At 56.6% G+C, this 25996-nt stretch carries 26 protein-coding genes; 11 read left to right on the top strand and 15 right to left on the bottom strand.

Translation table 11 applies throughout. The features are described 5' to 3' along the window. Positions 1–44: 44 nt before the first annotated feature. The 3 genes from AQ996_RS04695 to AQ996_RS04680 form a co-directional block, all read right to left on the bottom strand. Entirely contained in the window at positions 45–575 is a 531-nt protein-coding gene (locus AQ996_RS04695) for a radical SAM protein (protein ID WP_055251473.1), read from the bottom strand. A 442-nt stretch (positions 576–1017) separates the two neighbouring features. Continuing rightward, entirely contained in the window at positions 1018–2202 is a 1185-nt protein-coding gene (locus AQ996_RS04685; RefSeq protein WP_082435530.1) for an MFS transporter, read from the bottom strand. Beyond that, complete coding sequence (locus tag AQ996_RS04680) at positions 2180–2461, bottom strand: DUF2087 domain-containing protein (protein WP_055251466.1); 282 nt, start codon at positions 2459–2461, stop codon at positions 2180–2182. The genes AQ996_RS04685 and AQ996_RS04680 overlap by 23 nt, the downstream gene beginning before the upstream one ends. A 493-nt stretch (positions 2462–2954) precedes the next feature. On the opposite strand from AQ996_RS04680, the gene AQ996_RS04670 reads away from it, so the two are divergent. Together AQ996_RS04670 and AQ996_RS04665 are read left to right on the top strand one after the other, a co-directional pair. Beyond that, complete coding sequence (locus tag AQ996_RS04670) at positions 2955–3908, top strand: hypothetical protein (RefSeq protein WP_055251464.1); 954 nt, start codon at positions 2955–2957, stop codon at positions 3906–3908. A gap of 140 nt (positions 3909–4048) precedes the next feature. Then, positions 4049–5356 carry a hypothetical protein gene (locus AQ996_RS04665; protein WP_055251462.1) on the top strand — a complete coding sequence of 436 codons (1308 nt, stop codon included), beginning with the start codon at positions 4049–4051 and terminating at the stop codon, positions 5354–5356. A gap of 54 nt (positions 5357–5410) precedes the next feature. Here the strand turns inward: AQ996_RS04665 and AQ996_RS09795 are convergent, their stop codons facing one another. The 5 genes from AQ996_RS09795 to AQ996_RS04645 form a co-directional block, all read right to left on the bottom strand. After that, positions 5411–5749 (bottom strand): hypothetical protein, encoded by a 339-nt coding sequence (locus tag AQ996_RS09795; protein ID WP_148315848.1) that lies wholly within the window; start codon positions 5747–5749, stop codon positions 5411–5413. Between the two features lie 31 nt (positions 5750–5780). Then, positions 5781–6908, bottom strand: a complete 1128-nt coding sequence (locus AQ996_RS09790; protein ID WP_147344724.1) for a hypothetical protein — start codon at positions 6906–6908, stop codon at positions 5781–5783. A 280-nt stretch (positions 6909–7188) separates the two neighbouring features. Then, complete coding sequence (gene ettA, locus AQ996_RS04655) at positions 7189–8868, bottom strand: energy-dependent translational throttle protein EttA (RefSeq protein ID WP_055251458.1); 1680 nt, start codon at positions 8866–8868, stop codon at positions 7189–7191. Between the two features lie 184 nt (positions 8869–9052). Continuing rightward, entirely contained in the window at positions 9053–9757 is a 705-nt protein-coding gene (locus tag AQ996_RS04650; RefSeq protein WP_055251455.1) for an SdpI family protein, read from the bottom strand. Beyond that, positions 9750–10028, bottom strand: coding sequence for an autorepressor SdpR family transcription factor (locus AQ996_RS04645; protein ID WP_022094448.1), 279 nt, complete (start codon positions 10026–10028; stop codon positions 9750–9752). The genes AQ996_RS04650 and AQ996_RS04645 overlap by 8 nt, the downstream gene beginning before the upstream one ends. Positions 10029–10489: 461 nt before the next feature. Here AQ996_RS04645 and AQ996_RS04640 point away from each other — a divergent pair, with 461 nt between their 5' ends. Together AQ996_RS04640 and AQ996_RS04635 are read left to right on the top strand one after the other, a co-directional pair. Further along, on the top strand, positions 10490–11287 hold the full coding sequence (locus tag AQ996_RS04640) for a tRNA threonylcarbamoyladenosine dehydratase (protein ID WP_055251453.1): 798 nt from the start codon (positions 10490–10492) through the stop codon (positions 11285–11287). A gap of 14 nt (positions 11288–11301) precedes the next feature. Next, complete coding sequence (locus AQ996_RS04635) at positions 11302–12084, top strand: TatD family hydrolase (RefSeq protein WP_055251452.1); 783 nt, start codon at positions 11302–11304, stop codon at positions 12082–12084. A gap of 264 nt (positions 12085–12348) precedes the next feature. Here the strand turns inward: AQ996_RS04635 and AQ996_RS04630 are convergent, their stop codons facing one another. Beyond that, positions 12349–13008, bottom strand: coding sequence for an HAD family hydrolase (locus AQ996_RS04630; protein WP_316242505.1), 660 nt, complete (start codon positions 13006–13008; stop codon positions 12349–12351). Positions 13009–13072: 64 nt separating this feature from the next. Beyond that, entirely contained in the window at positions 13073–13915 is an 843-nt protein-coding gene (locus tag AQ996_RS04625; RefSeq protein ID WP_055251448.1) for a Cof-type HAD-IIB family hydrolase, read from the bottom strand. 333 nt (positions 13916–14248) lie between these two features. Here AQ996_RS04625 and AQ996_RS04620 point away from each other — a divergent pair, with 333 nt between their 5' ends. The 3 genes from AQ996_RS04620 to AQ996_RS04610 all read left to right on the top strand — a co-directional run bounded on the left by AQ996_RS04620 (position 14249) and on the right by AQ996_RS04610 (position 17273). Then, the gene (locus AQ996_RS04620; protein WP_147350681.1) at positions 14249–15295 is read left to right on the top strand and encodes a hypothetical protein; all 1047 of its coding nucleotides are present in this window, start codon (positions 14249–14251) and stop codon (positions 15293–15295) included. Positions 15296–15358: 63 nt separating this feature from the next. Next, positions 15359–15976 (top strand): ATP-dependent Clp protease proteolytic subunit, encoded by a 618-nt coding sequence (locus tag AQ996_RS04615; protein ID WP_055251444.1) that lies wholly within the window; start codon positions 15359–15361, stop codon positions 15974–15976. Then, the gene (locus AQ996_RS04610; RefSeq protein ID WP_055251441.1) at positions 15969–17273 is read left to right on the top strand and encodes a VirD4-like conjugal transfer protein, CD1115 family; all 1305 of its coding nucleotides are present in this window, start codon (positions 15969–15971) and stop codon (positions 17271–17273) included. Before AQ996_RS04615 ends, AQ996_RS04610 begins: the two co-directional genes overlap by 8 nt. Positions 17274–17414: 141 nt before the next feature. Here the strand turns inward: AQ996_RS04610 and pgi are convergent, their stop codons facing one another. Next, a complete protein-coding gene (gene pgi / locus AQ996_RS04605; RefSeq protein WP_055251439.1) occupies positions 17415–19109 on the bottom strand; it encodes a glucose-6-phosphate isomerase in 1695 nt (564 codons plus the stop codon). A gap of 199 nt (positions 19110–19308) precedes the next feature. Next, entirely contained in the window at positions 19309–19833 is a 525-nt protein-coding gene (locus AQ996_RS04600; RefSeq protein ID WP_253274604.1) for an iron-containing alcohol dehydrogenase, read from the bottom strand. Between the two features lie 236 nt (positions 19834–20069). Between AQ996_RS04600 and AQ996_RS04595 the strand changes: the two genes are divergently transcribed. Together AQ996_RS04595 and AQ996_RS04590 are read left to right on the top strand one after the other, a co-directional pair. Beyond that, entirely contained in the window at positions 20070–21575 is a 1506-nt protein-coding gene (locus tag AQ996_RS04595) for a Y-family DNA polymerase (RefSeq protein WP_055251435.1), read from the top strand. Continuing rightward, the gene (locus AQ996_RS04590) at positions 21568–21993 is read left to right on the top strand and encodes a hypothetical protein (RefSeq protein ID WP_233540402.1); all 426 of its coding nucleotides are present in this window, start codon (positions 21568–21570) and stop codon (positions 21991–21993) included. Before AQ996_RS04595 ends, AQ996_RS04590 begins: the two co-directional genes overlap by 8 nt. A 26-nt stretch (positions 21994–22019) precedes the next feature. Here the strand turns inward: AQ996_RS04590 and AQ996_RS04585 are convergent, their stop codons facing one another. Then, complete coding sequence (locus tag AQ996_RS04585) at positions 22020–22403, bottom strand: heavy-metal-associated domain-containing protein (RefSeq protein ID WP_055251434.1); 384 nt, start codon at positions 22401–22403, stop codon at positions 22020–22022. A gap of 175 nt (positions 22404–22578) precedes the next feature. On the opposite strand from AQ996_RS04585, the gene AQ996_RS04580 reads away from it, so the two are divergent. Both AQ996_RS04580 and AQ996_RS04575 read left to right on the top strand, forming a co-directional pair. Further along, positions 22579–23283 (top strand): DUF3793 family protein, encoded by a 705-nt coding sequence (locus AQ996_RS04580; protein ID WP_055251432.1) that lies wholly within the window; start codon positions 22579–22581, stop codon positions 23281–23283. A 46-nt stretch (positions 23284–23329) separates the two neighbouring features. Next, on the top strand, positions 23330–23749 hold the full coding sequence (locus tag AQ996_RS04575; protein WP_055251430.1) for a flavodoxin: 420 nt from the start codon (positions 23330–23332) through the stop codon (positions 23747–23749). Between the two features lie 117 nt (positions 23750–23866). On the opposite strand, the gene AQ996_RS04570 is transcribed toward AQ996_RS04575, so the two are convergent. Then, positions 23867–24619: an amino acid ABC transporter ATP-binding protein gene (locus AQ996_RS04570; protein WP_055251428.1), complete on the bottom strand. Its 753-nt coding sequence runs from the start codon at positions 24617–24619 to the stop codon at positions 23867–23869. 12 nt (positions 24620–24631) lie between these two features. Continuing rightward, positions 24632–25993 carry an ABC transporter permease subunit gene (locus AQ996_RS04565; RefSeq protein WP_253274603.1) on the bottom strand — a complete coding sequence of 454 codons (1362 nt, stop codon included), beginning with the start codon at positions 25991–25993 and terminating at the stop codon, positions 24632–24634. Between the last annotated feature and the right edge of the window lie 3 nt (positions 25994–25996).

Genomic DNA, 25996 nt, shown 5'->3' with positions numbered 1-25996 from the left:
GTTGTTGTGGTGATTTCAGATTCTAGGACGAAGGCCGTTCTTCGTTAAATGGACGCTAGGGCGTCACCCTTACACCAACATTTTCGACGCGATCGCAATATTAGCTCAGGCATGAAGTATTTAGAAAGGGCGAAGCCATCGAAATCGGGAACTGTATCGTTGATAAATGTTTGCTCAATCCGATGGTTTTTATATATCTTTCCACCTTTAGCATGGCAAAGGTTTGGAACACAGTCGAGATTGTCATCACCAGAGTCAAGAGCCTCAAGAAGACGTGCAAGCGGCTCTTCGCCGTCATACATCATTATCGAATCAATGTATTCAAAAAAGGGATGCCATTCTTTCATGCAGTCATCTGCTAAACGAGTAATGTAATTGCCGCCCAATGAGACGTGTTTAACAGATGGACATTCTTCTTTAATCAGTTTCGCTAACGTAACTGCAGAAATCAATTGGAAACAGCCGCTCACCGAAATCCCAATAAACTCGATTTTTTCCCTCTGAATACGCTTAAGAAAGGCAGTTTCATAGAAGGAAATAAACGGATTATGCAAGGTATCCGCAAGCGATTTCATTATTTCTGGTGTCGAATAATAATCATAGGGCAGATCTATGGAGTTGAACGTGTATTTAACTCCATATGAGACGTGATTTATGATATAGAGTGCATTTCTAAAAATGTTTTCAGCATATTGTCTTTCTTTTAGATTACACTATCTCTTCGATCTGAAAATATCTTTTGCCTCGTCAACATTAAGTGCCGACTTTTGTATCAACTCGATTGTTAATTGAACATTCGAACTAAACGAATCCTTTGATTCCCGATACCTTTTACAGCACTCTTCGACATGTCTAAAAGATAGGAGGTCATCGTAAAATTCCACGTTTAAGTCAACAATGTCAACTTTGTATTGTTCAACCTCTTGAAGATATGACTTCAAAACAGGCAAGGCAAGATACGGCCCCACTGGACTCCATCCTGGGGGAAATACTAAAAGCGTTTTAGGCATATCAACGTCACATCTTTCGCAAATAATTCAATTGAAACACAACTACCATCATAATTGAAAATACACCAAGTCCTGTAACGAGAATTGAGAACATCGCGATGCTCGTGAACAGCGAAACAAGAAGTGTTGAAATAACAACAGCAACCGATTGCAAAGACTCCCTAATTGAAAACAGGCTTATCGATTCAGATCCGTCTCTCGCCAAATCCTGCAGCGATGTTATGAGAAGCACATCTTGAATGGCGTTTCCGGCACCGACGATAAAAAGGAAAATAAACGATATCCCAGACGCATAGCGATAGCCAAACGCCAGATACGCACCGAGCGCAAGATACGTCACAAAACAATATGATTTAACGCAATCGGAACCACTGATTAAACGACCGTATATTGTATTTCCGAACAACAGTCCGATTGTAAGACTACTCTGAAGGAATCCATATTGTATCGATGACGAGTCAAATTGCAATTGCGCTATAGCTGGCAAAAGAGAATTCAGAGAGCCGAATGCCACGCCACTAGAAATATCGATTAATAGGAAACCAATTGCCAAGTGCTTCGCGCTAAGATCACTAAATGCAGTCCTGTTTTTTTCATTTTTGCTTATTCCCTCTTTATCATTAACCTCGATAACCGACGGAACATCTCGCAGCAACCAGAACGACGCGGCAAAAGAAAGCGCGTCTAATGCAAGAACAGCCTCCGCCCCAAATTGAGCGACAACAAAACCGCCGGCAACTGGCCCCAGAACCATCATCAAATTCTGCAGGAACCCAAACGAATTATTAATTACGTCGCGATTGATACTATTCGTATTGGCTCTTAACAACGAGTAAAAGCAGGGCATTTCTACCGTTCGGCAAAGCGATACCGCGCACGTAATAGCAAACATACTCCATTTACTATCAACAAAAATATAGCAAACGAATAATCCCGCGCGAATTAAGTCTGCCAATCTCATGGCCTGCAGTGTCCCGATACCCATCTTCTGAGGCAGCTGCGCGAGCGCAACTGAAAACAGAGAGGGGGCAAATCTGCAGCAGACCATCAAAGCAGTTGCAGAAACATCGTGAGTTACCTCGTAAATCAGCATTGGCAAAGCAATATTCGCACACCAATTGCCTATTTCGCTTATCCCTCTAGCAATATATAGGACCCGAACCGGACGGCTAGCTCTCAATACCGTGAACATCACGATTAACCTCGTATTTCAGGCCTCGTTCATCCCTTAATAGGAATCCATAATCAACCAAGTACCGCCTCAACACGGCATAATCAGGATAGAGCTGTGACAGCACACGATTAACCTGAAGCTCCGTATAACTTGTATTTAATTCAAAGAAAGAGACGGCCCATAGTAGCATGATTCTTTTATAGCTTTCCTTTTTTGGAATTGAAACCAGCTCGCCATTCTTGAGAAATCGTTTTTTAAAGTCTATTAGCTCATCCATTCACATCCTCCATTTCATACGCATCTAATACTAAAAATGCATACGCTTTAGGCCATCGCATTCAGCTTCTTTATTCGAACTAAACTCGAACTAATCTAAATTATTTGCTCAGACACTCTTCGAAAGCTCGTTTTTCACTCTGAGTAAAATGCCCTTCCCAGTCAGTCCACGAACAGGAAGGCAACTCACAACGAGCGGAGTCGAAGCCCTCTGCCGTCGGTCGCTCAAAATGCACGATAACCTTTTCGATATCGCCATCTGTAATCAGGTCAGAATGAATGACCTCGGTACCATCTTCGAATGTCATATACGGGTACATCACGTAAACCACCTCGCAATAGTAAATCCAGTTTAGCATCAAGCTATTGCACCAAAGACAGCAGGCCCCCTTGATGAGTTGATGGTATCTGTTAAATGTCACGTACGATTCACATCTGGTGGGTACCCTGATGGCTACACGAAACGAAGTAGATTTACACCGGGAGGACCCCGTATGACAACCAAGTACACCGACGCGCCGCGCACGCGCGTCATGACGCCGGCATCGCTCAACAACGGCGTGCACGAGAACCATTCCATCGGACAGACCATGGCCATCGCGCCCAAAAAGGGCCTGTTCGATGACATTTCCATTCCCCAGATCATCGCCGGCGCCGCAGCTGCCGCCACGAGCGTGGCGCTTGCTTCAAAGATCGGCATTGCCGGCTCGGTGATTGGTGCCGCTGTGAGCTCAGTCATCACTGTTGTGTCCTCGCAGGTCTACCGCCACTTTATCTCTGCCAGCGCCGAAGCCCTCAAAGGTACGCACGCCGCCAACGACTACCCTGCCGGCGCCTATGAGCCCGTTGAGTTGAATGCCGAGGAGCACCTGGGCGGCGCCGCGACTACGCAGGAGATGCGCCAGATTGCGGGGCGCGCGACCACGGCGCGCGTCGCCCCCAACAGCCTGCTCGCCAAGGCGGCGGCAGAGCGCAGCCAGACGCAGAAGAAGGTTATCGTCTTCTCGATCGCCATCGCCATCGTCGCGGTCATCGCTTGCGCCGGCGCCATCCTTGTCACCACTGCCGGTGAGGGCCTGGGCGAGCGCCCCGAGCCAATCCTTTCGTCGCGCACGACCGAGAGCGATGCAAATGGCAACACCCAGTCGCAGGATCAGCAGGCACAGACGGACGATACGCAAGACAGTTCTACCTCTGCCAATTCGTCCTCGAACACCCAAAACCAATCGCAGGGCGTCGATTCCTCTGCGAACAACAGCGGCACGCAATCCGGCACGACTGACTCAAGTCAAACGACTGACGGCTCTCAACCGAGCACGGGCGACCAGGCGAATGGCAATACACCGAGTACGGGATCTACCGACAACAGCAACACCAACAGCTCGAGCGGAACCGCGTCCGGCACGGCATCTGACAGTTCAAGCCAAGGCGCGACATCGGGCAACTAGGCACATTTGCCTCTCATAGATAACCGACCTGTATAACGGGCGCGAATCGACAGCGGTTCGCGCCCGTTTGCCTTGGGCGCCGCCATGGCGAGCGCCATGCGATGGTAAGATGCTTTACATGTGTAAAGAGGAGATTTGCCATGAGCAAGACAATAGTTAGGCCCACGCTTTCACTGGGCAACCACATCTATCTGTATCGCCTGCTGCGCGATGCGATTGGATGCGGCAAGCAAACGTTTATGACGCAGGTCGAAGAGGCGCTCGCCGCTGGCGACATGACCGCTTATGACCTGGGCTTCGAATCCACGCGCGAGCTGCTCGAAGAGCTTGACGACTGCATTAAGCTGACCGTCTTTAAGGGCGGTCGCCTGTATGCCACCGTCATCGCCAACGAGGCCTGGGATGCCGCCCTTGCCAAGGGCGAGGACAAGCCCAAGACCGCCAAGGGCGCTAAGCAGTCCTACAAAAAGAAAAAGCGCGGTGAGAAGGACCTCAAGGCTGTGCGCCCCAAGCACGTTAAGCGTCCCGAACCAGAAGCCGCGGTTGAAGCTGTGCCGGAGCCCGAGCCCGAGACAGAGATCGAAGTCGCTATTGAGGTGGCAGCAGAAGCCGAAACCGAAATCGCCGCCATGACCGATCCCGAAGTCATGCCAGAGCAGGAAGCCGCTGTGGAGCTCAACGAGGCATCCAAGTCGACAACCGAAGAGGCGGCTGGCCAGCCCGAGGCGCCCGTGTTCCAGAACCACGATGTCTTTGGCGACAACACCGAGGACAATCAGTCCGACGAGCTCGCGGATCAAGATGCTGCCGAGGCAACACCGGAGCCCGAGGCGCCCCAGCCTGCCATCTCGCTCACGGTTGTCTACGACCCCGAGAACGCCAACGCCGGCATCACCACCATGGTATCCACGCCGGTCGAGGCCAAGCCGAACGTCGAGGCAGAGGACACTCCGCAGGCCGATGCCAAAACCGGGACCGAAGACACGTCCATCTCCGTGGAACCGACAGATTCCATAGCTAAGCCAGAAGCGGCATCTGAGTCTGCACCTGTCATTGAGTCCGCATCCGCACCCGCCTGTGACCAGGCTCCCACACCTGCACCGACTCCGGTCCCCAATTCAGCACCGGCCCCCGCTCCCGCAGCACCGACCATCCCCGGGGACTTCCCCATCGATTTCGCGACCGAGGTCTTCTGCCCTAGCCCGCTGCTGCACCAGCTGTCGACTTATCTCCCCTACGGCGCTGACACCCTCGGCATCGTCGGCGAGTACTACTGGATCGCTCGCGAGCGCGGTACCATCGAGGCCGGCCGTAACCGCGCGTGCTTCCCCCTGCGCTACACACAGGCCGGCAAACGCCACGAAGTCACCGTACGCATTCGCCGCAACACCACCGGCGGCCTCGGAGCCACCTGGGCCATCGACAAGGTCGAAGCCCCGGTCGAGTAAAAAACGGCCTCGGATAGCCAATTGACCATCCGAGGCCGTTTGAATTCAGGCCTTTTAGTTGTCATCGGCGCATATAGACACCAGAGAAGCAAGCTCATCCTCAAGTTGCGGAGCAAAGTATCTAAAAGAAACCTGCGCTCCGGTCGGTATCGACTCAATCATATTCGCAGCATTATCTGAAACTCGGTACGATGCAGTTTCACCTGTCTTCAAATCCTCTATTGAGCAGACAGCGTCTCCAGCATCAATCGACCTAAGCACGCCTTTTCCTTGTAACATCACATCGGCATGCCCGCCAGCTATTTCTAATGAACCTGAGTCTGTCGCAGTCACTTCTCCGGAACCTCCGCGCGATATCTCTTCCTTTGTTGAACAGCCCACCAATGAAGCCATCAGCACCAAAGACAGAGCTAGACGAATCGCCCTACTTCGAAAAAGTCGTTCCATAAGTCCACGCATAATAGCTCTGATCATACTTCAGGAAGGATAAAGATGAATTCCAGCCGTCCGCTATGCCAATCATCTGCCTTGTCTCTCCAGTTTTCTTACCAGTAAGTGTGGCGTAAGCCTCCGCTGTTACAGAATGGGCTGATCCGTTGTACAAACTCGCATGTAAAACATTCGGTCTATTAGAGTTAATCTCATTTTGAATGCTCGCGATAGCCGGAGAGGAGACAGTGCGGGCGATAAGAGCACTTCCTCTGCTTGCGCAGTAATTTGTAAACCCCGTTGCACAGGTTGATATCGGCGTTCCGCCCAAAACAACGCCGGGAACAGTCTGTTCTTCAGCGGAAAGAGCATGGGTATTGGTGTAATTCCATATCTGCATATATTGCGAAGGGTCGCTATATAAATTGGCAATGCCATACAGTTCCGCAACGTTCGAAAAAGCGGTCACCATACAAGCATAGTGGGCAGTAAGCCTCTTAATCTCGCTTTCATCATATGACATAAACTGAGAAATGGAACGAAATCCAGATACTGTGTAATCCTGCATTTGAGTTGCGTAAATTACGACATCGTTCCAGCTTGAAGGTTTATTCGATAAAACGACAGGCCGTCCTTCTATGGAAACAGCCGGGATTGTTCTTCCGCAATTTGTTGTTATTGAACCGTCCAAAGATTGCACACCGAATTCGAATGGATTGATCATTACGACTGGGTTATTGAAAGAATAAGACTCAACACCAAGATCTCCTCCCCGATCCATAGGGCTGACTAAGCCGTCTCCAAAACGATATCCCGTAAGTATTTCATCATCTGAAGCATCTAAAACCAAATAGCCCGCGGCTCTATTGAATGTCACAACCGGAACAATGTAGCCAAGCGGGGACCCATCAACGTCTACAAAAGGAATAGGGTCAGAAGGCGTATACGAAGAGCCGAGGAGTCCCTTTATATATTTATCGGCAAGCTCTTGCGCAATTTCTGAAGTAAATTGTATCTGCTCACCATCAATATTGCCCGTCGAAGCAAAAACCTCTTTCGGACGTGCGGCTAAGGCGACAATTGAAGACGCGACAAGTTGCAGAAAACGACGACGCGAAAGCATATGTTCTTCTTTCTAGAGGAGCGACTTATAAGATACTCCTATTCTATAACCTTTTTTGTAACGTTACAGCACTGGTTATATTTCAATTCGATTTGCTTATGTCCTTGTAACCCAATACGTCTTTACGTTTTAAACGGAATTAGAAAATCACTCATAGCAAAAACGGGCTTTAATCCCAAAGAGATGACTTTGATTATGAATCAAACCAGCAGCCAGGGCATAGCTGCAGTGCAATTGCTACAAGAAAGGCCGCCCTTGCTGGCGGCCTTTCTACTTGCTACTAGTCACGCGTCAGTTTGCGGTGAATACGATGCGGCTGGGCTGCGTCCTCGCCCAGGCGCTCGATACGGTTGGCCTGATAGGCCTCGAAGTTGCCCTCGAACCAATACCAGTTGCCCGGATTCTCGTCGGTGCCCTCCCACGCCAGGATGTGCGTGGCGACGCGGTCCAGGAACATACGGTCGTGGCTAATGACCACCGAGCAGCCCGGGAACTCGAGCAGCGCCGCTTCGAGCGAGGACAGCGTCTCGACGTCGAGGTCGTTCGTGGGCTCGTCGAGGAGCAGCAGGTTGCCGCCCTGCTTGAGCGTGAGCGCCAAGTTCAGACGGTTGCGCTCGCCACCGGAGAGTACGCCGGCGCGCTTCTGCTGGTCCTGGCCCTTAAAGCCAAAGCTCGCCACGTACGCGCGGCTCGGAACCTCGGTCTCGCCGACCATCATGTGGTCCAGGCCGTCCGAGACGACCTCCCATAGGTTCTTATCGGGGTCGATGCCGGAACGGTTCTGGTCGACGTAAGAAATCTTGACGGTCTCGCCCACCTCGAGCTCGCCCGAAGTCAGCGGCTCCAAACCCACGATGGTCTTGAAGAGCGTGGTCTTGCCGACACCGTTGGGGCCGATGACGCCCACGATGCCGTTACGCGGCAGGGTGAACGAAAGGTCGTCGATGAGCACGCGACCGTCGAATTCCTTGTGCAGGTGATGGGCCTCGAGCACCTTGTTACCCAAACGCGGTCCAACGGGAATGCGGATATCGGTCCAGTCGAGCTTCTGGCTTGCGCGGGCCTCGGCCTCCATCTCCTCGTAGCGAGCCAGACGAGCCTTGTTCTTGGCCTGGCGAGCCTTGGGCGAGCTGCGTACCCACTCGAGCTCGGCCTCCATGCGCTTGGCGAGCTTGGCGTCGCGGTTGCCCTGCGCCTCGATACGGGCGGCCTTGGTCTCCAGATACGTGGAGTAGTTGCCCTTGTAGGGATAAAGGTGACCGCGGTCGACCTCGCAGATCCACTCGGCAACGTTATCCAGGAAGTAGCGATCGTGCGTGACGGCAAGCACCGCGCCCTGGTAGTTGTGAAGGAAGTGCTCGAGCCACAGGATCGACTCAGCGTCTAGGTGGTTTGTGGGCTCGTCAAGCAGCAGCAGGTCGGGAGCCTCGAGCAGCAGCTTGCACAGGGCCACGCGACGGCGCTCGCCGCCGGAAAGCACGTTGACCGGCATGTCGGAATCGGGCAGCTGCAGGGCGTCCATGGCCTGGCCGAGCTTGGAATCGATATCCCAGCCATCAGCGGCGTCGATCTCGTCCTGGAGCTTGCCCATCTCGGCCATGAGGGCGTCCATGTCGCAGTCCGGGTCGCACATCTCCTCGCCGATCTTGTTGAAGCGATCGACCTTGGCAATCATGTCGCCAAACGCCATGCGCACGTTCTCGATGACGGTCTTGTCGTCGTCGAGCGGCGGCTCCTGTTGCAGGATACCCACGGTGTAGCCGGGGGTGAGCCTGGCATCGCCGTTGGAGACCTCCTCAATGCCGGCCATGATCTTGAGCAGGGTCGACTTGCCCATGCCGTTGGGACCCACGACGCCGATCTTGGCACCGGGGTAGAAGCTCAGGGTCACGTCGTCAAGGATTACCTTGTCGCCATGGGCCTTGCGAGCCTGATACATCTGGTAGATAAACTCTGCCATTTGCCTGTTCTATCCTTTCTACCTGCTGTTTCCCTATTCTTGATTCGCTTTAGTAGAAACGAAATGAGGAAACCAGCTCTGAAACGTAACGAAAAAGGGGCATGGTTGCCCACACCCCCTAATACTACCTGGGAAAAGTCCCCCGGAACATACTATGAACTGCGTACGCTAGTTTTCCGCAACCTTAACGAGCGGCTCGCTGCGATTTGCGCCACAGCAGATACGAGTAGACGTAGACGGCTCCAACCGAACCAAACGCCAGAACCGCAATCACCGCGGCGACGACTTCACTCGAAAGCACGCTGCCTGCCACGCCCATCACAATCAGGCCAACGCCCAGCACCATAAAGCAGGCACCGCCAAAACGCTGCGTACGGCGCCAGTTCTCGGGATCGGCAAGTGCCCAGGGCGTCTTGATACCGAGCGTGTAGTTCTGCTTTACGCGCGGTAAGTAGTTGCCCATACCAATAAAGAGCAAGCCGATAGCGCCTGATACCAGCAAATTGACCGTTCCTACCACCGGCACGATGCCCCACACCGTTAGCTCCCCCAGCCAGCTTATGGCACACATGAGCAGCGTGAAGGCGATTACGAAGCCCTGATAGAACTTACCCGAGGTCCGATACGCCTCGCCCTTGGGGTCAATGCGTGGCACGACGTAGAACATCGCGAGAAGTGCCAGAGGCAACACGCCGAGCGCGGAGGCCATCCAGCTAGGGCCCCAACCGTCGACGGCGCCATTCGCGCCCCAGTGCGTGGGAATCTGCGCCGGCAGGCTCGGCATCACTATCAGATGCGCTGCGACATTGGCAACGCACAGAGCGACCAGTGCAATCCACACGCGCGACGATACCCCCGTGGCGTGAATGCCCTTGTTTTCGTTATTCATCCTTATCACCTTCAGTGTTTGTAAAGCCCATAAACCAGCCAATCAAGTCCTGCATGACGGTGGTATTTAAGCTGTAAACGATGTTTTGGCCATGGCGCTCGTCGGTCACCAGCCCGGCGTTTTTGAGTGTCGCCAAATGATGACTGAGCGACGGTTTGCTTATGTCGAAATGCTCGGCGAGCTCCCCCGCCGTGCAATTGCCCTCGCGCAGCAGTTCTAAAATGCGCCGCCGCGTTGGATCCGCCAGCGCCTTAAAACCTTCTCCCGGCATAGAACCTCCTCTCGCTATCTCTCGCGACGTGCACACTATACTCGATATTTAGATGTTTGTCTAATTATCTAATAGCAATGTTATGTATAGAACATTCGTTCGTTTTTAGATACAATGGGTCCAGAAGCAGATGGGCCAGCTCCCTCTTCCCAAGAAGGAGATGGACTATGAGTATTAACGATGTCCTGACGTTGTTGTTGCTTGTAATCGCGGCTGTGGAGCTCGGCATCCACATTGGAGGTCGAATGAAATAGCCGCCCCCGCGTAATGCGAAGACGGCCACTTCTCACGCTACAAACGTGTTTGGGAGTTGGCCAACCCGCTGCAACGGGTGCCATCTGCTTCATCTTATGCGAATCACTGCCTCATTTCAACAAGCCCCTAGGGCTCAAATGGAATCGCGATAATACCTATAATGGCGATAGCTAAAACACGATTCGCTTCCCCATCGGAGGATGTCTATGACCGAAACCACAGCCGCAACTCCCAACGAGACGCGCGATGCCAAGCTCGAGATCATCATGGGCCGCGAGGCACTCGACAAGCTCGCCGATACCACGGTGCTGGTACTCGGCTGCGGAGGTGTGGGCTCCAACTGCTGCGAGGCACTCGCCCGCGGCGGCATTGGTCATTTTGTAATTCTGGACAAGGACATCATCGCGCCCAGCAATATCAATCGCCAGGCCATCGCCTTTCACAGCACCATCGGCAAGCGCAAGGTCGATGTTATGGAAGCCATGATCCACGATATCAATCCTGCCGCCACCGTTATCAAACGTACCGAATACCTGCTGAGCGACAACATCGATGATTTCTTCGCGAGCGTTTTGGAGCAGACGGGCGGCAAGCTCGACTACGTCGTCGACGCCATCGACACCATCTCGGCCAAGCTCACCATTGCCAAATATGCTCAGGACCACGGCATTCGTTTGGTTAGTTCCATGGGCGGGGCCAACAAGCTCCATCCCGAGTGCCTGCGCTTTGCCAACATCTTCGATACGGTACGTGACCCCATGAGCCGCATTATGCGCAAAGAATGTAAGAAGCGCGGAATCAAGAGCCTACATGTACTGTTTAGCTGCGAGGAATCGGTTAAGACACAGCCCCGCGACCCTTCCAACATCCACGAGCGCACCGAGCTGGGAACTGCCAGTTTTATGCCGCCCATCATGGGTCAGATGATTGCCGGCGAGGTTATCCGCCAGATCAGTGGGCGCGGCACCGAACGCGTACGCTCCGATGGCCAGCGCCTAGACTAGCGGAGCGCGCCGAGATGGAGCCCCGGTTATTTGATGCACACTGCCATCTTGGTTTAATGGCTCACCCGGACGCCGTTGCCGATGAGGCAACGGCGCTGGGCCTGATTCTATTTGACTGCGGCGTCGATCCGCACGACTTTGCACGCGCCAAGAAGCGCGCCTGCGGCCGTTCAAATATCTTTGCCGGCATCGGCCTCCATCCCTGGTGGCTCGCCGACGGACGATGTGGCAACGCTGAAATCAATCTGCTTTGCGAAGTCGCTGCACAAGAACGCTTGATCGGCGAGGTCGGGCTCGACTTTTCCGCTCGTTTTGCCGGAAGCGAGCCGCTACAAGTACAGGCATTTGACCGGCTCTGCGATACACTCGTGCAGCACCCTCTTGCCGGGCGCGTGATATCAATTCACGTCGTTCGTTCGACAGGAACCGTGCTGGACGTCCTCGGGTCACATGAATTGCTCGCCCCAAGCCCCGACTCCCCCGCCATCATCTTCCACTGGTTTAGCGGTACCTCGAACGAGTTCGTCCGCGCGCGAAACGCAGGCTGCTATTTTTCCGTGAACGAGCGGATGCTCGCTACCAAGCGCGGTCGTGAATACGCCCGACAGATCCCACTCGACCGTCTGCTGCTCGAAACCGACGCTCCAGCCGAACCGCAAGCAGATGCAAGCGCGCGACAGCTCATCACATCGCTAAAAAGCGCCTCCCTGCACATCGCCGAACTTAAAAACTGCGCCGAGGAGAGCGTCGAATCAACCGTTTTAGGAAATTCGCACTCCATATTTGACTTCAACTGACCCCGGAGGGCAAAAAACGCCAAATATGAGTACTGCTGCAAAGCTAGTAGCATTATATTGTGACAAAAGAACGCCTTGATAATGTACAGCTGTTCATTATCAAGGCGTTTTAGCATGGCTAAAGCCATATTTAACAGGTTATAATCGCCCCCAGGCGCTCAACCAAGGCCTTAAAAGCATAATTTCCCTGTTACTAAATTAGTGACAGTACTCATATTTGGCATTTTTTGTCCACGAACCCCTAAAGAGCCTCCAACAGACCCCCTAAGAAAGCTCAAGCAGCTCGGGCAGCTGGTCGATAATCTTGTCCGCGGCATCCTGGCTAAAGCCAAAGCGCTCCTCGCGCTTGGCAATGACTGTCAGGCCGGCTCGCTTGCCGGCAGTGATGCCAGGCACCGAATCCTCAACGCAGCAGCAGCGATTCGCGGGCAGCCCCAGCAGGTCCAGCGCATGCAGATAGATGTCGGGCTCGGGCTTACTCTCCTTAAACTGCTCGCCGCTCACCACATACTCAAAGGCATCCGACAGCCCGCATGCGTTGAGCACTTCTTCGATGCTATCCATGGGAGACGAGCTGGCAAGCGCCACGCGAACGCCACGGCGCGGCAGCTCTCGAATCGTATCCACGGCGCCCGGGTTAATCAAAGCCTGATAGTCGCGCGGACGCTTATGCGCCCACTCGTCCCAACGGGCCAACGCTTCCTCGCCAGTGAAATGCCCCTTACCGGCGCGCTCAAACCAATCGACCAGCATATGCAGGAAGAACTGATGCGAGGTGCCGACTTGCCCATTCAACTCCTCTTGAGTCAGATTAAGCCCAAGCTCCTTGGCAAACGCGGCAGTCTCGCCCAAGTAGTAATACTCGGTATCGACAATGACGCCGTCCATGTCAAAGATAACGGCGTCGAACGGAAATGCGGACACGGCACCCTCCCTAACAAAAGGACGCCCGCGAACAGGCGCCCGAGCCATGCATTAATCGGCGATTCTAACCCAGCAGCTTATCCAGCGCCACCGCAATGCCATCTTCGTTGTTATCGGCGGTCACCATCTGGGCTACAGCCTTAACCTCATCGACGGCGTTACCCATGGCAACACCGGTGCCGGCCCACTCAATCATGGACTTGTCGTTCTGGCCGTCGCCAAACGAGACGACCTCGCTGGCATCGATACCGAGCTTGGGCAGGGCACCCTCGAGCGCACGAGCCTTATCGATGCAGGGCGCCGTGTACTCAAAGTACCAGTCGGCCGTAAACATGCCCGAAAGCGTCTGGGTAAAGGGCGCATACATTTCCTCGTAATGCGCCTGTAGGTAGGCCGGGTCGCCCGCCGTCAGCAGCTTGTCCACGGGATAAGCGTCCACGACCTCATGCAAGCTCTCGACCTCACGGATCTTAAGGTCGCACGCATCGCGCTCATACTTGACGATGTTCTTCTGCGAGCCGTCCGGCAGCGTAATCATGCAGCGATACGAGTCCTCTACATGCAGGTCACGCCCGAGCGAAATCATGGGGATCACATCAAAGTTGCGCAGATGATCAATCAGGCGATGCAATTCATCGACCGGCATCGCCTGGTCGAACAGCACCTCATCGGTCTGGGCATCGACCACATGCGCGCCGTTGAAGGCAACCAGCAGACCGTCATGGTTTTGAAGGTCGAGCTCCTGCGCCAAGGCGTGCAGCCCCCATGCGGGACGACCCGAAGCCAAGATGAGCTTAATGCCCGACTCCTGCGCCGCGAGCAGCTTCTCGCGCGTACGCGGGCTAATGACCTTTTGATCGTTGGTGAGCGTACCGTCGATATCCATTGCGATGGCTTTGATTGCCATATGTGCCTCCTTGCATCGTTTTTATCGCGCACTATCTTATCCGAGCCGGGCACGTTCGCACAGCGCGCGTATGACGGTTGCAAAACCACCCCATTTGAAACAAAGGCAAAAAAGTACTTGTAAAGACGCGTTCCGACATATAAGTTGATAAAAGACCGCCGTTGCGGTTTTAAGTAGATCGAGCATATGAAGTTTCAGTTTTCAGCGTGTAAGAGAAGGAAGATCGGCAAAGTACAACCCCAAACGCAATGACAACTTAATGAGGTAACTGCCACATGTGAGGCACCCAGGGCATTGCTGTCTCGATTTTGAGCACGATGCCTTCCGCCTTGCATGGGCCGTTCCATCCCGCCCCTGCAGCAACTGCCTCACGGGCTCATTGAAAACCGCATAGCACCCCAACGTCAGCACATCACCCACGGCAAGCACATCACTCACGACAACCAACACATCAACAAACAGCACGAACATCAACCGATTGGAGAAGCTATGACAAACCACCACGCTGAAAACGGCGATAAGAAAAGCATTCTGGATGCCCGCATTGAGCGAGCGTATGCAAACGAATATGACGCCGCCTTTGCCGCCGCGACCATCAAGAACTACGCGTCGCTACCGCTCGCGACGATCTTGGCCGACCACCCTCAACTGCTGAAGCGCTGCACAAAGATCATGGGCGACCCCGACATTCGCAAGCTGACAGACCCCTATGCCCCAAAACGCGACAACGATTCGTACGTTCTTACCGTAGGCTGCCTAGCCCATATGCTTACGGCGCTCGACACGAAACTCAAACTCGAATGGGAACCCGACGAGCGTCATGAACTCGAAAGCAAGCGGAACACCCTGCGCACCGCAATGTTCCTTCCGTTGGACGGCCTCAAGCGCTGCAACGTCGAGCTCAATACACAGGCGCGGCAAAAGCCCGGGATCACGGGGCAGAAAACTCCAAGACCCCATGCGGCCATCGTCGACCGCAACCGATATAACCGCATGACCGCGCACTTTTCTGCCGAGGGAGCAGCCATAAGGACGCTGATCGACCTGCTGTGCCTCCTGAGCATCAACGAGCTATTTGAGGGCTATCTCGCCCTTGTTCCCGCGACGGCACCCAAGTCGGTAGCAAAGATCATCGAGACCTGCAGACGCCAGTTTGAGCGCCATCGCAATGGCAGCGAGATGAACGCCAGCATCGCGCAGTACTACGCGGCTCATTACAAAAATGACGGATGTGCCCCTGTCGAGCATCAGCTGCGGCTCGCCTACACCACGCCCGCCGCAACGCTCCATCGCTTTGGAGCCCTTGGCGCTTGCGAGCCGCACGAACAGGCAGCCTGCCCCACAACCGAGCTCGATCTCAGGCTCGGACGAACCCTGTAGCCCGCCAGCCCCTCCGCGGGCAACAATCCTATTCCACAACACAACCAACAGAAAGGAGTCCTCATGGACACCAATCATTCCCCCATCATCAGTCCCCTCACCATGCGTGAATCCGCCCGAGGTATCACGCTCACCAGCATTTACGATGAGATGCTCGCCCGTCGCGAGCTCTCCGTCATGGGAAACATCGAAACCCCGATGGCCCACGACCTATGCCAGCAGATCCGCCTGCTCGATGCCACCGACCCCAGCCGCCCCATCACCATATTTGTCGCCAGCGCCGGCGGAAGCGTGCGATCGGGCCTTGCGATCTATGACGCCATGCGCCTCGCATCGTACCCCATCCGCACCGTCTGCCTGGAATTCGCCGCGTCCATGGGCGCCGTGATCTTTATGGGCGGCGACGATCGCCGTATGGCGCCCCATGCAGAGCTCATGATTCACGACCCGCTGATCCCCCAGGGGGCAGGCGGCTCGGCACTTGCGCTGCAGGAAACCAGCCGGCGTCTCATGCAGACCCGCAAGATCCTCACGCAAATCCTCTCGGACCGCAGCGGCCTCACGCCCAAGCGCATCCAGTCCCTCACTGCAAAAGACACCTACCTTTCGGCCGAGCGCGCCGTCGAGCTCGGCTTTGCCCACGAAATCCTCTCGACCACCAAGGAGGTCGCTCATGTCTAACCTCGCCAGCCGCCTCGCCGCATCTGAGTCCGCATCGTCCACCATCCTCGCGAAAGATCGGACGCTTTCCTGCGACACCCGCCAAACGGGACTCAACAACAACGCACTTGTGATCGGCCCCTCGGGAGCCGGCAAGACCCGAAACGTCCTCAAGCCCAACCTGCTGCAAATGAACGCAAGCTACATCGTGCTCGACACCAAAGGCACGCTCTGTCACGAAGTGGGACCCGTGCTGGCAGCCCACGGTTACCGCGTGCAATGTCTCAACTTCGCTGACCTCAACACCGTCCCGGCCCTTGCGCCCGGCATCGAGCGCTGCGGCTACAACCCCCTGAGGCACATTCGCCGCAAGGCGGACGGCAGGCCCAACCAGCAGGACATCCTCTCGGTGGCAAAGGCCATCTGCCCCATCGAGGACAACAACCAGCCTTTTTGGGATCATGCGGCGGCAAACCTGCTGTCGTGTCTTATCGCCTACGTCACCGAACAGCTACCCGCCGACGAGCAGACGATCAGCTCGGTCATCAAGCTGATCGAGCACCTGCAGGACGGTGCCACGGGTCGATTGTTTGACGACCTGATCACGACCGACCCCCAAAGCTATGCCCTCTCGCTATGGCGGCGCTACGCCATTACGCAAAATGCCGAGCGCATGCACGCGAGCATCGTCGGCATCCTTGCCGAAAAGGTCATGTGTCTGGGATTCGACGGTGCGGCACAGCTCTATCGTGAGTGCCATCAGGTGGACTTCGCTTCCATGGGACACACCCCCTGCGCCCTGTTTGTAACCGTGAGCGATATTGACCGCAATCTCGATCCGCTGACCGGCCTCTTTATTTCGCAGGCGTTTATGGGCCTCATTCGTGAGGCCGATAGGCAGCCCGACGGCAGCCTGCCCGTGCCCGTGCGCTTTATGCTCGATGACTTCGCAAATCTGCAGATCCCCCAGATCGACAACGTGCTCTCGATTATCCGAAGCCGCAACATCTGGGCAACGCTGCTGCTGCAGTCGACCAACCAGCTCGATGCGCTCTATGGCGAGGCACGCGCACGCTCCATCATGGGCAACTGCGACACGCATCTGGTGCTGGCGTTCCAGGATCCCGAGAGCGCCCGGGTGTTTTCCGACCGCGCCGACGCGCTGCCCAGCACGCTCATGGCGACGCCGATCGATCGCTCGTGGCTCTTTGTGCGCGGCTGCACTCCCGAACAGGTCGAGCGCTTTAGGCTCGAAGACCATCCGCTCTACGGGGAGCTGCCCGAGGCGCAGCGAGGCCATGCGGAGGCCGAGCTCTAGACGCAGGGCCCTCGCAGCACGCGACGCTCCGGCGAAGATCCTTAAAGGCCGTGCGCCCCGGGGCCACGGCAAAGCAAAGGGGCCCGCATCCGATGGGATACGGGCCCCTGACTATAAGGCGCGATGCGTTAACAGCAGCGACTACTTGCGGTGAGCGCGGTAGAACTCGATGAGCGCCTGGGTCGAAGCGTCCTGCTCGGCCTTGGCGGCGTCGTCATGGAAGGCTGGAGTGATCTGCTTGGCAAGCTGCTTGCCCAGCTCGACGCCCCACTGGTCGTAGGAGTCGATGCCCCAGACCGTGCCCTCGACAAACGTGATGTGCTCGTACAGGGCGATGAGCTCGCCGAGTGCGAACGGGGTCAACGTGTCGCCAAAGATCGAGGTCGTCGGACGGTTGCCCTCAAAGCAGCGGGCCGGGACGATCTGCTCGGGCGTGCCCTCGGCGCGCACCTCATCGGCCGTCTTACCAAAGGCGAGCGCCTTGGTCTGGGCCAGGAAGTTGCCCAGGAACAGCTCGTGCACGTCCTGGCCGCTGTCGGTCGCAGGGTTGGCGGTATTGGCGAAGGCAATGAAATCGGCCGGGACCACCACGGTGCCCTGGTGCAGCAGCTGGTAGAAGGCGTGCTGACCGTTGGTGCCGGGCTCGCCCCAGAAGATCTCACCGGTGTCGGAGGTCACGGCGCTGCCGTCCCAGCGGACATGCTTGCCGTTGGACTCCATGGTGAGCTGCTGCAGGTAGGCCGGGAAACGATGCAGGTACTGGCAGTACGGCAGCACGGCGTGGCTCTTGGAACCGAAGAAGTTGACGTACCAGACGTTGAGCAGGCCCATCAGCGCAACGGCATTGTTCTCGAGCGGCGTGTTGCAGAAGTACTCGTCGATAGCGTGGAAGCCCTCGAGGAACTGCTGGAAGCGCTCGGGACCGAGCACGACGATCAGCGACAGGCCCACGGCGGAGTCGACGGAGTAGCGGCCGCCGACCCAGTTCCAGAAGCCGAAGGCGTTGGCGGGGTCGATACCGAAGGCCTCAACCTTCTCGAGTGCGGTGGAAACGGCGACGAAGTGCTTTGCCACGGCCTCAGCGTTCTGCTCATCGGAGCCGTCGATGGCGCCCTGGGCCTTGAGCTGCTCGAGCATCCAGGTCTTGACCTCGCGGGCGTTGGTGAGGGTCTCGAGCGTGGTGAAGGTCTTGGAGACGATGATCACGAGCGTGGTCTCGGGGTCCAAACCCTTAAGCTTCTCGGCCTGGTCGTTGGGGTCGATGTTGGAGATATAGCGGCAGTCGATACCGGCGTCGGCATAGGGACGCAGAGCCTCGTAAGCCATGACCGGGCCCAGATCGGAGCCGCCGATGCCGATGGACACCAGGTGCTCGATCTTCTTGCCGGTAACGCCCTTCCACTCACCGGAGCGCACGCGCTCGGCGAAGGCATACATGCGGTCGAGGACCTCGTGCACGTCGGCGACGACGTCCTGGCCGTCGACGATGAGCTGGCCCCTCTCGGTTGCGGGGCGGCGAAGCGCGGTGTGCAGGACGGCGCGGTCCTCGGTGGTGTTAATGTGCTCGCCGGAGAACATGGCGTCGCGGCGCTCCTCGAGCTTCACCTCACGAGCAAGATCGCACAGCAGCTTGACGGTCTCATCGGTCACCAGGTTCTTCGACAGATCGAAGTGCAGGTCACCGGCGTCAAAGCTCAGCTTGTTCACGCGCTCGGCATCGGCAGCGAACCAGGCCTTGAGGTCGATACCCTCGGCCTCGAGCTTCTCCTGATGAGCCTCGAGTGCCTTCCAAGCGGCAGTCGACGTAGCATCGATAGGTGCGGCAACAGTTGCCATAGAGTCCTCCTCAGCATACGGGCGCACGCCTCCATGCGCCCGGACATTCAGATGTCACTATTCTAGCGCAGGTCAAGACTACAATCAGCGAGCGTTGCCAATCGGCCCCCAAACGGCAACCGATCAAAAAGGGACAGGCTTATTTTGGCAGGTCAAACGCTTTACCAACCAAAAATAACCCGTCCTTTTATGGCAAATATTAGGCCGCGGCGCAGACGCTACCGAGTAACTCACGCAGAGGAGACCCGATGCCCTCCAGCAGTTCGGGCGCGATAATGGCAAAAACGGGAACCTCGCCGGTGCCCACGACAGCAGGCACCTTGCCCTCCGAGACAATGCATCCATAAGGCACAAAGCCGTCTTCGCCGGCATCGAGCGCCGCCATGCGACGCGCGAGCTCGCGCGCAAAGCCAGCAGTATCGGCATCGCCAATCGCCAGGACAAAGTCCACGCCTTCGTCGGTCGCCAGGGCCACGGCTTCGTCGATCAGCTCGTCTCCCCCGTCGCCCTCAAACGAGCCGCAGCGGAAAAGCACATGCTCGAGTAGGGCTCGATCAAGCGAGCCAAGTGCCGCCGAGACAAGCTCATCGCGCGTATGCTTGTCACCGCCCAGCACAACCAGCGCCTTGGTGCCACCGTAGTGAGCGACCAATCGTCCGCACCAGCGAGCCACGTCTCCATCCGCAACAAGGCGCGTCGGCATACCAAACCCATAATTGACCATCTTTTCCACAACCCTTCCGTGCGTATAGGCGGTATCAATCGTTAGGCTCATGCTACGAAGCGAGGTTTTCCGAGCTGTTTCGCACTCTTTAGAGCTGCGTTAAAACCCGATCCAACCGCACGACCATACCTACCAAAACAAACCAGTCCCTTTTTGACAGGTTTTGACGATGTCCGGATGAGCGGGTATTATCGAACAGGTATTCGATAAGAACATGTGTTTGATGGGAGGCTCGGATGGCGCACGAGCAGCACACCTATATCTGCATCGACCTCAAGACGTTTTATGCCAGCGTCGAGTGCGTCGACCGTGGGCTCGATCCGCTCACCACCAACCTGGTCGTTGCCGACGAATCGCGCGGACGCACGACCATCTGCCTTGCCATCACGCAGGCCATGAAGGACCTCGGGATACACAATCGCTGCCGTCTGTTCGAAATTCCCGATGGCATCGACTACATCACGGCCGTACCACGCATGCAGCATTACATGGAGGTGTCGGCGAAAATCTACGGTATCTATCTGGAATACGTCAGCCCCCAGGACGTGCACGTCTACTCCATCGATGAGTGCTTTATCGACGTGACGCCCTATCTGGACCTCTATCACACAGATGCGGAAGGGTTCGCCTGCACGCTGCGCGACGAGGTCCTCGCGCGCACCGGCATCACGGCGACGGTCGGCATCGGCCCCAACCTATTCCAGGCCAAGGTAGCGCTCGACATTACCGCCAAGCACGTACCCAGCCGCATCGGCATACTCGACGACGAGACCTTTCGCAAGGAGATCTGGCCCCATCGTCCCATCACCGATATCTGGGGCATCGGTCCCGGCGTGGCAGCCCGCCTCGAGAAATACGGCGTCTACGATCTGATGGGCGTCGCGGCGCTCGACGAAAACCTGCTTTACGACGAGCTCGGCGTCAATGCCGAATATCTCATCGACCATGCCTTCGGGCGCGAGCCGACAACCATCGCCGATATCCAAGCCTATCGCCCGCAAGCAACCTCAACCACCACAGGACAGGTGCTCTCGAAGGGTTATGCCTACGAACAGGCCTATACCGTCTTGCGCGAGATGGTCGACAACGCCGTTTTAGACTTGGTCGATAAGCACGTGGTCTGCGACAGCATCTCGCTCTTTGTGGGCTACGCGAGCGAACGCGCCGACATACGCCGCCTCGACGCCAGCGGTACAGCGCAGTATGTGGACGGATGCGGGCACCTGCGCTCGAGCACATCGAGTATCGAACCCACCGCAACCGCCGGCCCCGAGCTCGCGCCCCGTGCGCCCAAGCCCGTCCAGCGCGATGACGAACGGCGTCGCCTGGTGCGCGAAGCGCAGGCAATCGATGGCATCTTTGTGGGAGAGCATGGCGGCAAACCGCGCGGTGGCTATGCCGCACTCTTTGCGCACTCTAACGCCTCGCGAAAGCTGCCCGAGCGTACCAATTCGTTTAAGAAGATCATGGGCTATTTCGATGAGCTCTGGGCGCAGACTGTCGATCCCAAACGACCGGTCAAGCGCATCAACCTGGGATTTGGCAACCTCATGCCCGAGGAATTTGCCACCATCGATCTGTTCAGCGATATCGAGGCCGATGAGCGCGAGCGCGACCTGGCGCGCGCCGTCCTGGCCGTGAAAGGCAAGTACGGCAAGAACGCGCTCGTCAAGGGATTAAGCTTTACCGCCGGCGCCACCGCGCGCGAACGCAACGGCCAAGTTGGAGGACATCGTGCCTAAACCCAAGCAGCAGCCCGTGCGCCCGCCGACCGCCTTCGAGCGCCTGGCGGACCCCGAGGGTAGACGCCGCGCCGCCGACCCCAACCTCACTGCCAACGGTGCCGTGCGCGCCAACCGCGCCGCGCAGTTTATGCCCTTTGCTGCCCTCACGGGATACTACGAGCTCGTGCGCAAGCAGGAAATCACCGTCGAGCCAAAACGTGAGCTCACGGAAGAAAAAGCCCTCGTGCTTTCTAAAAAACTCGAGGGTCTCAAACGTGGCGACTTGGTTCGTGTCACCTATTACGATACATACGGCTATCGCAGCCGCACCGGCATCCTCGACGAGGCGCTCCCCGCCTTCAAGCTCCTCAAGCTCCGAGACATCGCTATCGACTTCGACGACATCCAAGACATCGAACTGCGCGGACGAGCCTAGCCAAAGAAGCGCATCCAGGGCGGCGCCTACAGCGTCATGACGTAGTAGCCCGCGTCTTTCACGGCCGTCTCGAGGACACCACGATCAACCGGCTGCTTAGAGCGCACGCGTGCCGTGTGGTCCGCATACGTCACCGTTGCCCACACGCCATCCAGCGCATTGAGGGCATTGGCTACGTTCTGAGCGCAGCCGTCACAGCTCATGCCGCCGATGAGCAGCTCATCGCTATAGGGATAGTGTGACGCATCGGTATCCACCACAACAACCTTTTTGGCCTTCTTGCCGCTCGCACCATCGCTGCAACAACTCTTCCCGTGTGTCGAAGCGGCAATGCGACGCAGTCCAAAAAACATGCCGACGGCAATGACGGCCAGCACGATGAAATTCGCAGGGCTGAGCAAGTCACTCATGCGTTCCCCTTTCAAGTAGCACTATCTAGATACCCCCATGGGGTGTCCTCATCTTAACCCAAAATCGTGTCCGTTCGGTCAATTAGTTTCCTTCTTCAAACTTTTTTGTTGACCATGGCTTACTTTCGTGTATAAGTTTTCCTAGGCTAACAACTGAGGACCCGAAAGGAGCATCGTGACTCGAACCATTGACATCCCAACATACCAAACGGCTGTCGTGCGCAACTGCTCCCCTACGCTCGCAGGTATCAAGCCGGCTTCGCTCTTTACCTATCCCGGCGTTTACGCCAACCAAAACGGAAAACCCGGCGCCGCCCATATCGAAGAGCGACGCTCTCGCCTGCTCGCCGTCATAGCCCAATGCAACCGCGAGCTCCAGCCACTCGGAATCCATATGAGCGTTTTGGTCTGGCGCCCCTGCGGAGCGCTCATCTATGTGTATCGCCCTGCGGACCTCATGCGATACCTCTCCGACCCCCGTGCCACGACGGCGCTAGCCGCCGAAGGTTACGATGTCCACAACCTGCCCGCATCCCTGGTGCATCTCGCCGCGCGCATCACGCTGGCAAGCAGCAATGCCGCAGAGAGCGCCTATGACGGCAGCGTCTGCGCGCTAGCGCGAAATAGGCACTGCGATACGGGGTGCATGTGCGAGTTCCCCCACGAAATTGGCTATTTTTTGGGCTATCCCTACGAAGATGTCCATCAGTTTATCGTCCAGCACGGTGAAAACTATAAGGTCTTTGGCGCATGGAAGGTATACACAAACGTTGAGCAGGCGCTCACGACCTTCGATTCCTATCGTGCATGCACGCAATACCTTACCTACATCTATCAACAGGGCTGCACCCTGGAACAACTTGTCCAGGCAACCCGATAGAGCATACAAAACGCGGCCGCACGCCGCGCAACCGAAAGGAAAACATATGAGCAAGATCGCAGTAGTCTACTGGAGCGGTACAGGCAACACCGAGGCCATGGCAAACTTCGTTGCCGAGGGCGCAACCGGTGCCGGCGCCGAGGCAGAGGTCATCTCCTGCGCCGACTTCTCCGCAGACAAGGCCGCCAGCTATGACGCCATTGCCTTCGGCTGCCCCGCCATGGGTTCCGAGGAGCTTGAGTATGACGAGTTCCAGCCTATGTGGGACGAGGTCAAGGAGACCCTCGGCGATAAGAAGGTCGTCCTCTTTGGCTCTTATTCGTGGGCCGAGGGCGAGTGGATGGACAACTGGAAGGCCGATGCCGACGAGGCGGGCGTCAATGTCGTCGATTCCGTCATTTGCTACGATGCGCCCGACGATGAGGGCGAGACCGCTTGCAAGGCCCTCGGAGCCGAGCTCGCGTAACGAACCCAGGACCTCCAAAAGAGTCTGCATCAAAGCGCATCCTTATCCCTACAAAAGAGCGGGGGCTGGATTCAAGTCCAGCCCCCGCTCTTTTATAACGGCAGTTACATCAACCGGCTACGAGATATTGCCCAAGAACGCCTTGGTGCGCTCGCTCTTGGGGTGGTCGAAGACCTCGCTCGGCGTACCCTCTTCCACAATGACGCCGCCGTCCATAAAGACGACGCGGTCGGCGACGTCGCGGGCAAAGCCCATCTCGTGCGTCACGACGATCATGGTCATGCCATCGCGTGCCAGGTCGCGCATGACACCCAGAACGTCGCGAACCAGCTCGGGATCGAGCGCCGACGTGGCCTCGTCAAAGAGCATAACGTGAGGGTTCATCGACAGGGCGCGGGCGATGGCAACGCGCTGCTGCTGGCCGCCCGAGAGCTGGCTCGGCATAAAGTCGATACGCTCGGCAAGACCGACCTTGGTCAGCTCCTCGACGGCGATCTTCTCGGCCTCTTCCTTGCTGCGCTTGAGCACCTTTTGCTGCGCAAGCATGACGTTCTTTTTGACCGACAGGTGCGGGAACAGGTTGAACTGCTGAAACACCATGCCCAAGTGCGTACGCACCTTATTGAGGTCAACGCCCTTGGCGCACACATCCACGCCCTCGACGACAATCGAACCACTCGTAGGATGCTCCAGACGATTGATGCAGCGAAGCATCGTCGACTTGCCCGAGCCCGAAGGACCCAGAACTACGACGACCTCGCCCTTATGCACATCCAGATCGATATCGCGCAGGACCACGTTATCGCCAAAGGCCTTCTGGAGGTTCTTAATGCTGACGACGACCTCGTTCGAGTTATTGGTTTCGCTCATGATAGGACCTCCTTACAGACCGGCGATGTGATCGGCAGGCGTCGCGACAACCTGTCCGGCGCTCTTGGCGGGACGCTTCTTCTTGGTCTCGGTCGTACCCAAAAGCCTCGCCTCAAGACCGCTCACCAAGCGAGCGAGCGGCAGGGTGATGACCAGATAGAACAGGGCGGCAACCACGTACGGTGTAATGGAGCCCGTCGTGGCCACGATGGTACGGGCGTTCATGACGATTTCGACCACACCCACGGCGGCAAGCAGCGACGTATCCTTGTAAAGCAAGATAAACTCGCTGGTCAGCGTAGGCAAAACATTGCGGAACGTCTGCGGAATCATAACGTAGAGCAGCGTCTGGAAGGCATTCATGCCCAGAGAGCGAGCAGCCTCGTTTTGGCCCTTGGGGATCGATTGAATACCGGCACGGAAGATCTCGCACAGGTACGCAGACGAGTTCATGGCCATGACGATAACACCCAAAACATAGTCGTCCACCTTGACGCCGGCCAACGGCAGACCGAAGAACGCGATATAGATCTGCAGGAACGCCGGCGTACCGCGAATGATATTCACGTAGATGCCGGCGAGGCAGCGCAGGATGCGCGACTTGGAGATGCGCATAAGCGACAGGGCAAAGCCAAAGGGAATTGCCAGCGGAAACGCCACGAGCACGATCGAAAGCGACATAAGGAAGCCCTTGAAGACGATCGGCAGGCTCTGGACCAAAATGACCGGGTTCAGGAACAGGCGCAGGAACATATTGGAGTTCCACGCCTCGACCCACGGCTGCTCCTTAAGGTCGGCCAGGAAGTTATCGAAGGCCGTCACGCCCTTGATCTCCACCGACGGAATCTTGGAGATCTTCTTGGTCGAACCGTCGGCGAGCGTATAGGTGCCGCTAAAGGCCTCATCGCCGCCCTCGACGGGAAACGTCACACCGTAAACCTCGACGCGGAAATAGCCGCCGGCAGGCGCCGTCTCGCCAAAGTCAATCTTGAGCGTCTGGCCGTCAGCCTTGCACGTGGGCTTCATGGGCGTACGATCCATGAGGTCCTCGCCCGAGAGCATCGTCAATCGCGTGTCATCGGTACCAAACGTCGTGCCGTCGACAAACGTCAAAGAAAGACCGCTCAGCTCCTCGTCGGCATCGGCCTGAACTTCCCAGGTAATGCGCGTCTCGGTGCCGCCGACCACATCGCTGCCCGAACCGGTGTTGGGTCGGGCGGTAATCTTTGCGGTCTCAAGCGCCTGAGCGGTCGTGGGCGCATATGCCCCCGCGCACACCAGCGCGAGCGCCACGGCCATGACGCAGGCTAGCTTTTGGAGCAAGGCGGACAGTGGAAAACGCTGCTCCGCGGCCCCTTTGTTCAGTCGAGACAAGGT

The sequence above is a fragment of the Collinsella aerofaciens genome (genome assembly GCF_001404695.1).
Lineage (GTDB): Bacteria > Actinomycetota > Coriobacteriia > Coriobacteriales > Coriobacteriaceae > Collinsella > Collinsella aerofaciens_E.
This window is presented reverse-complemented; position numbering and strand designations above follow the sequence as displayed.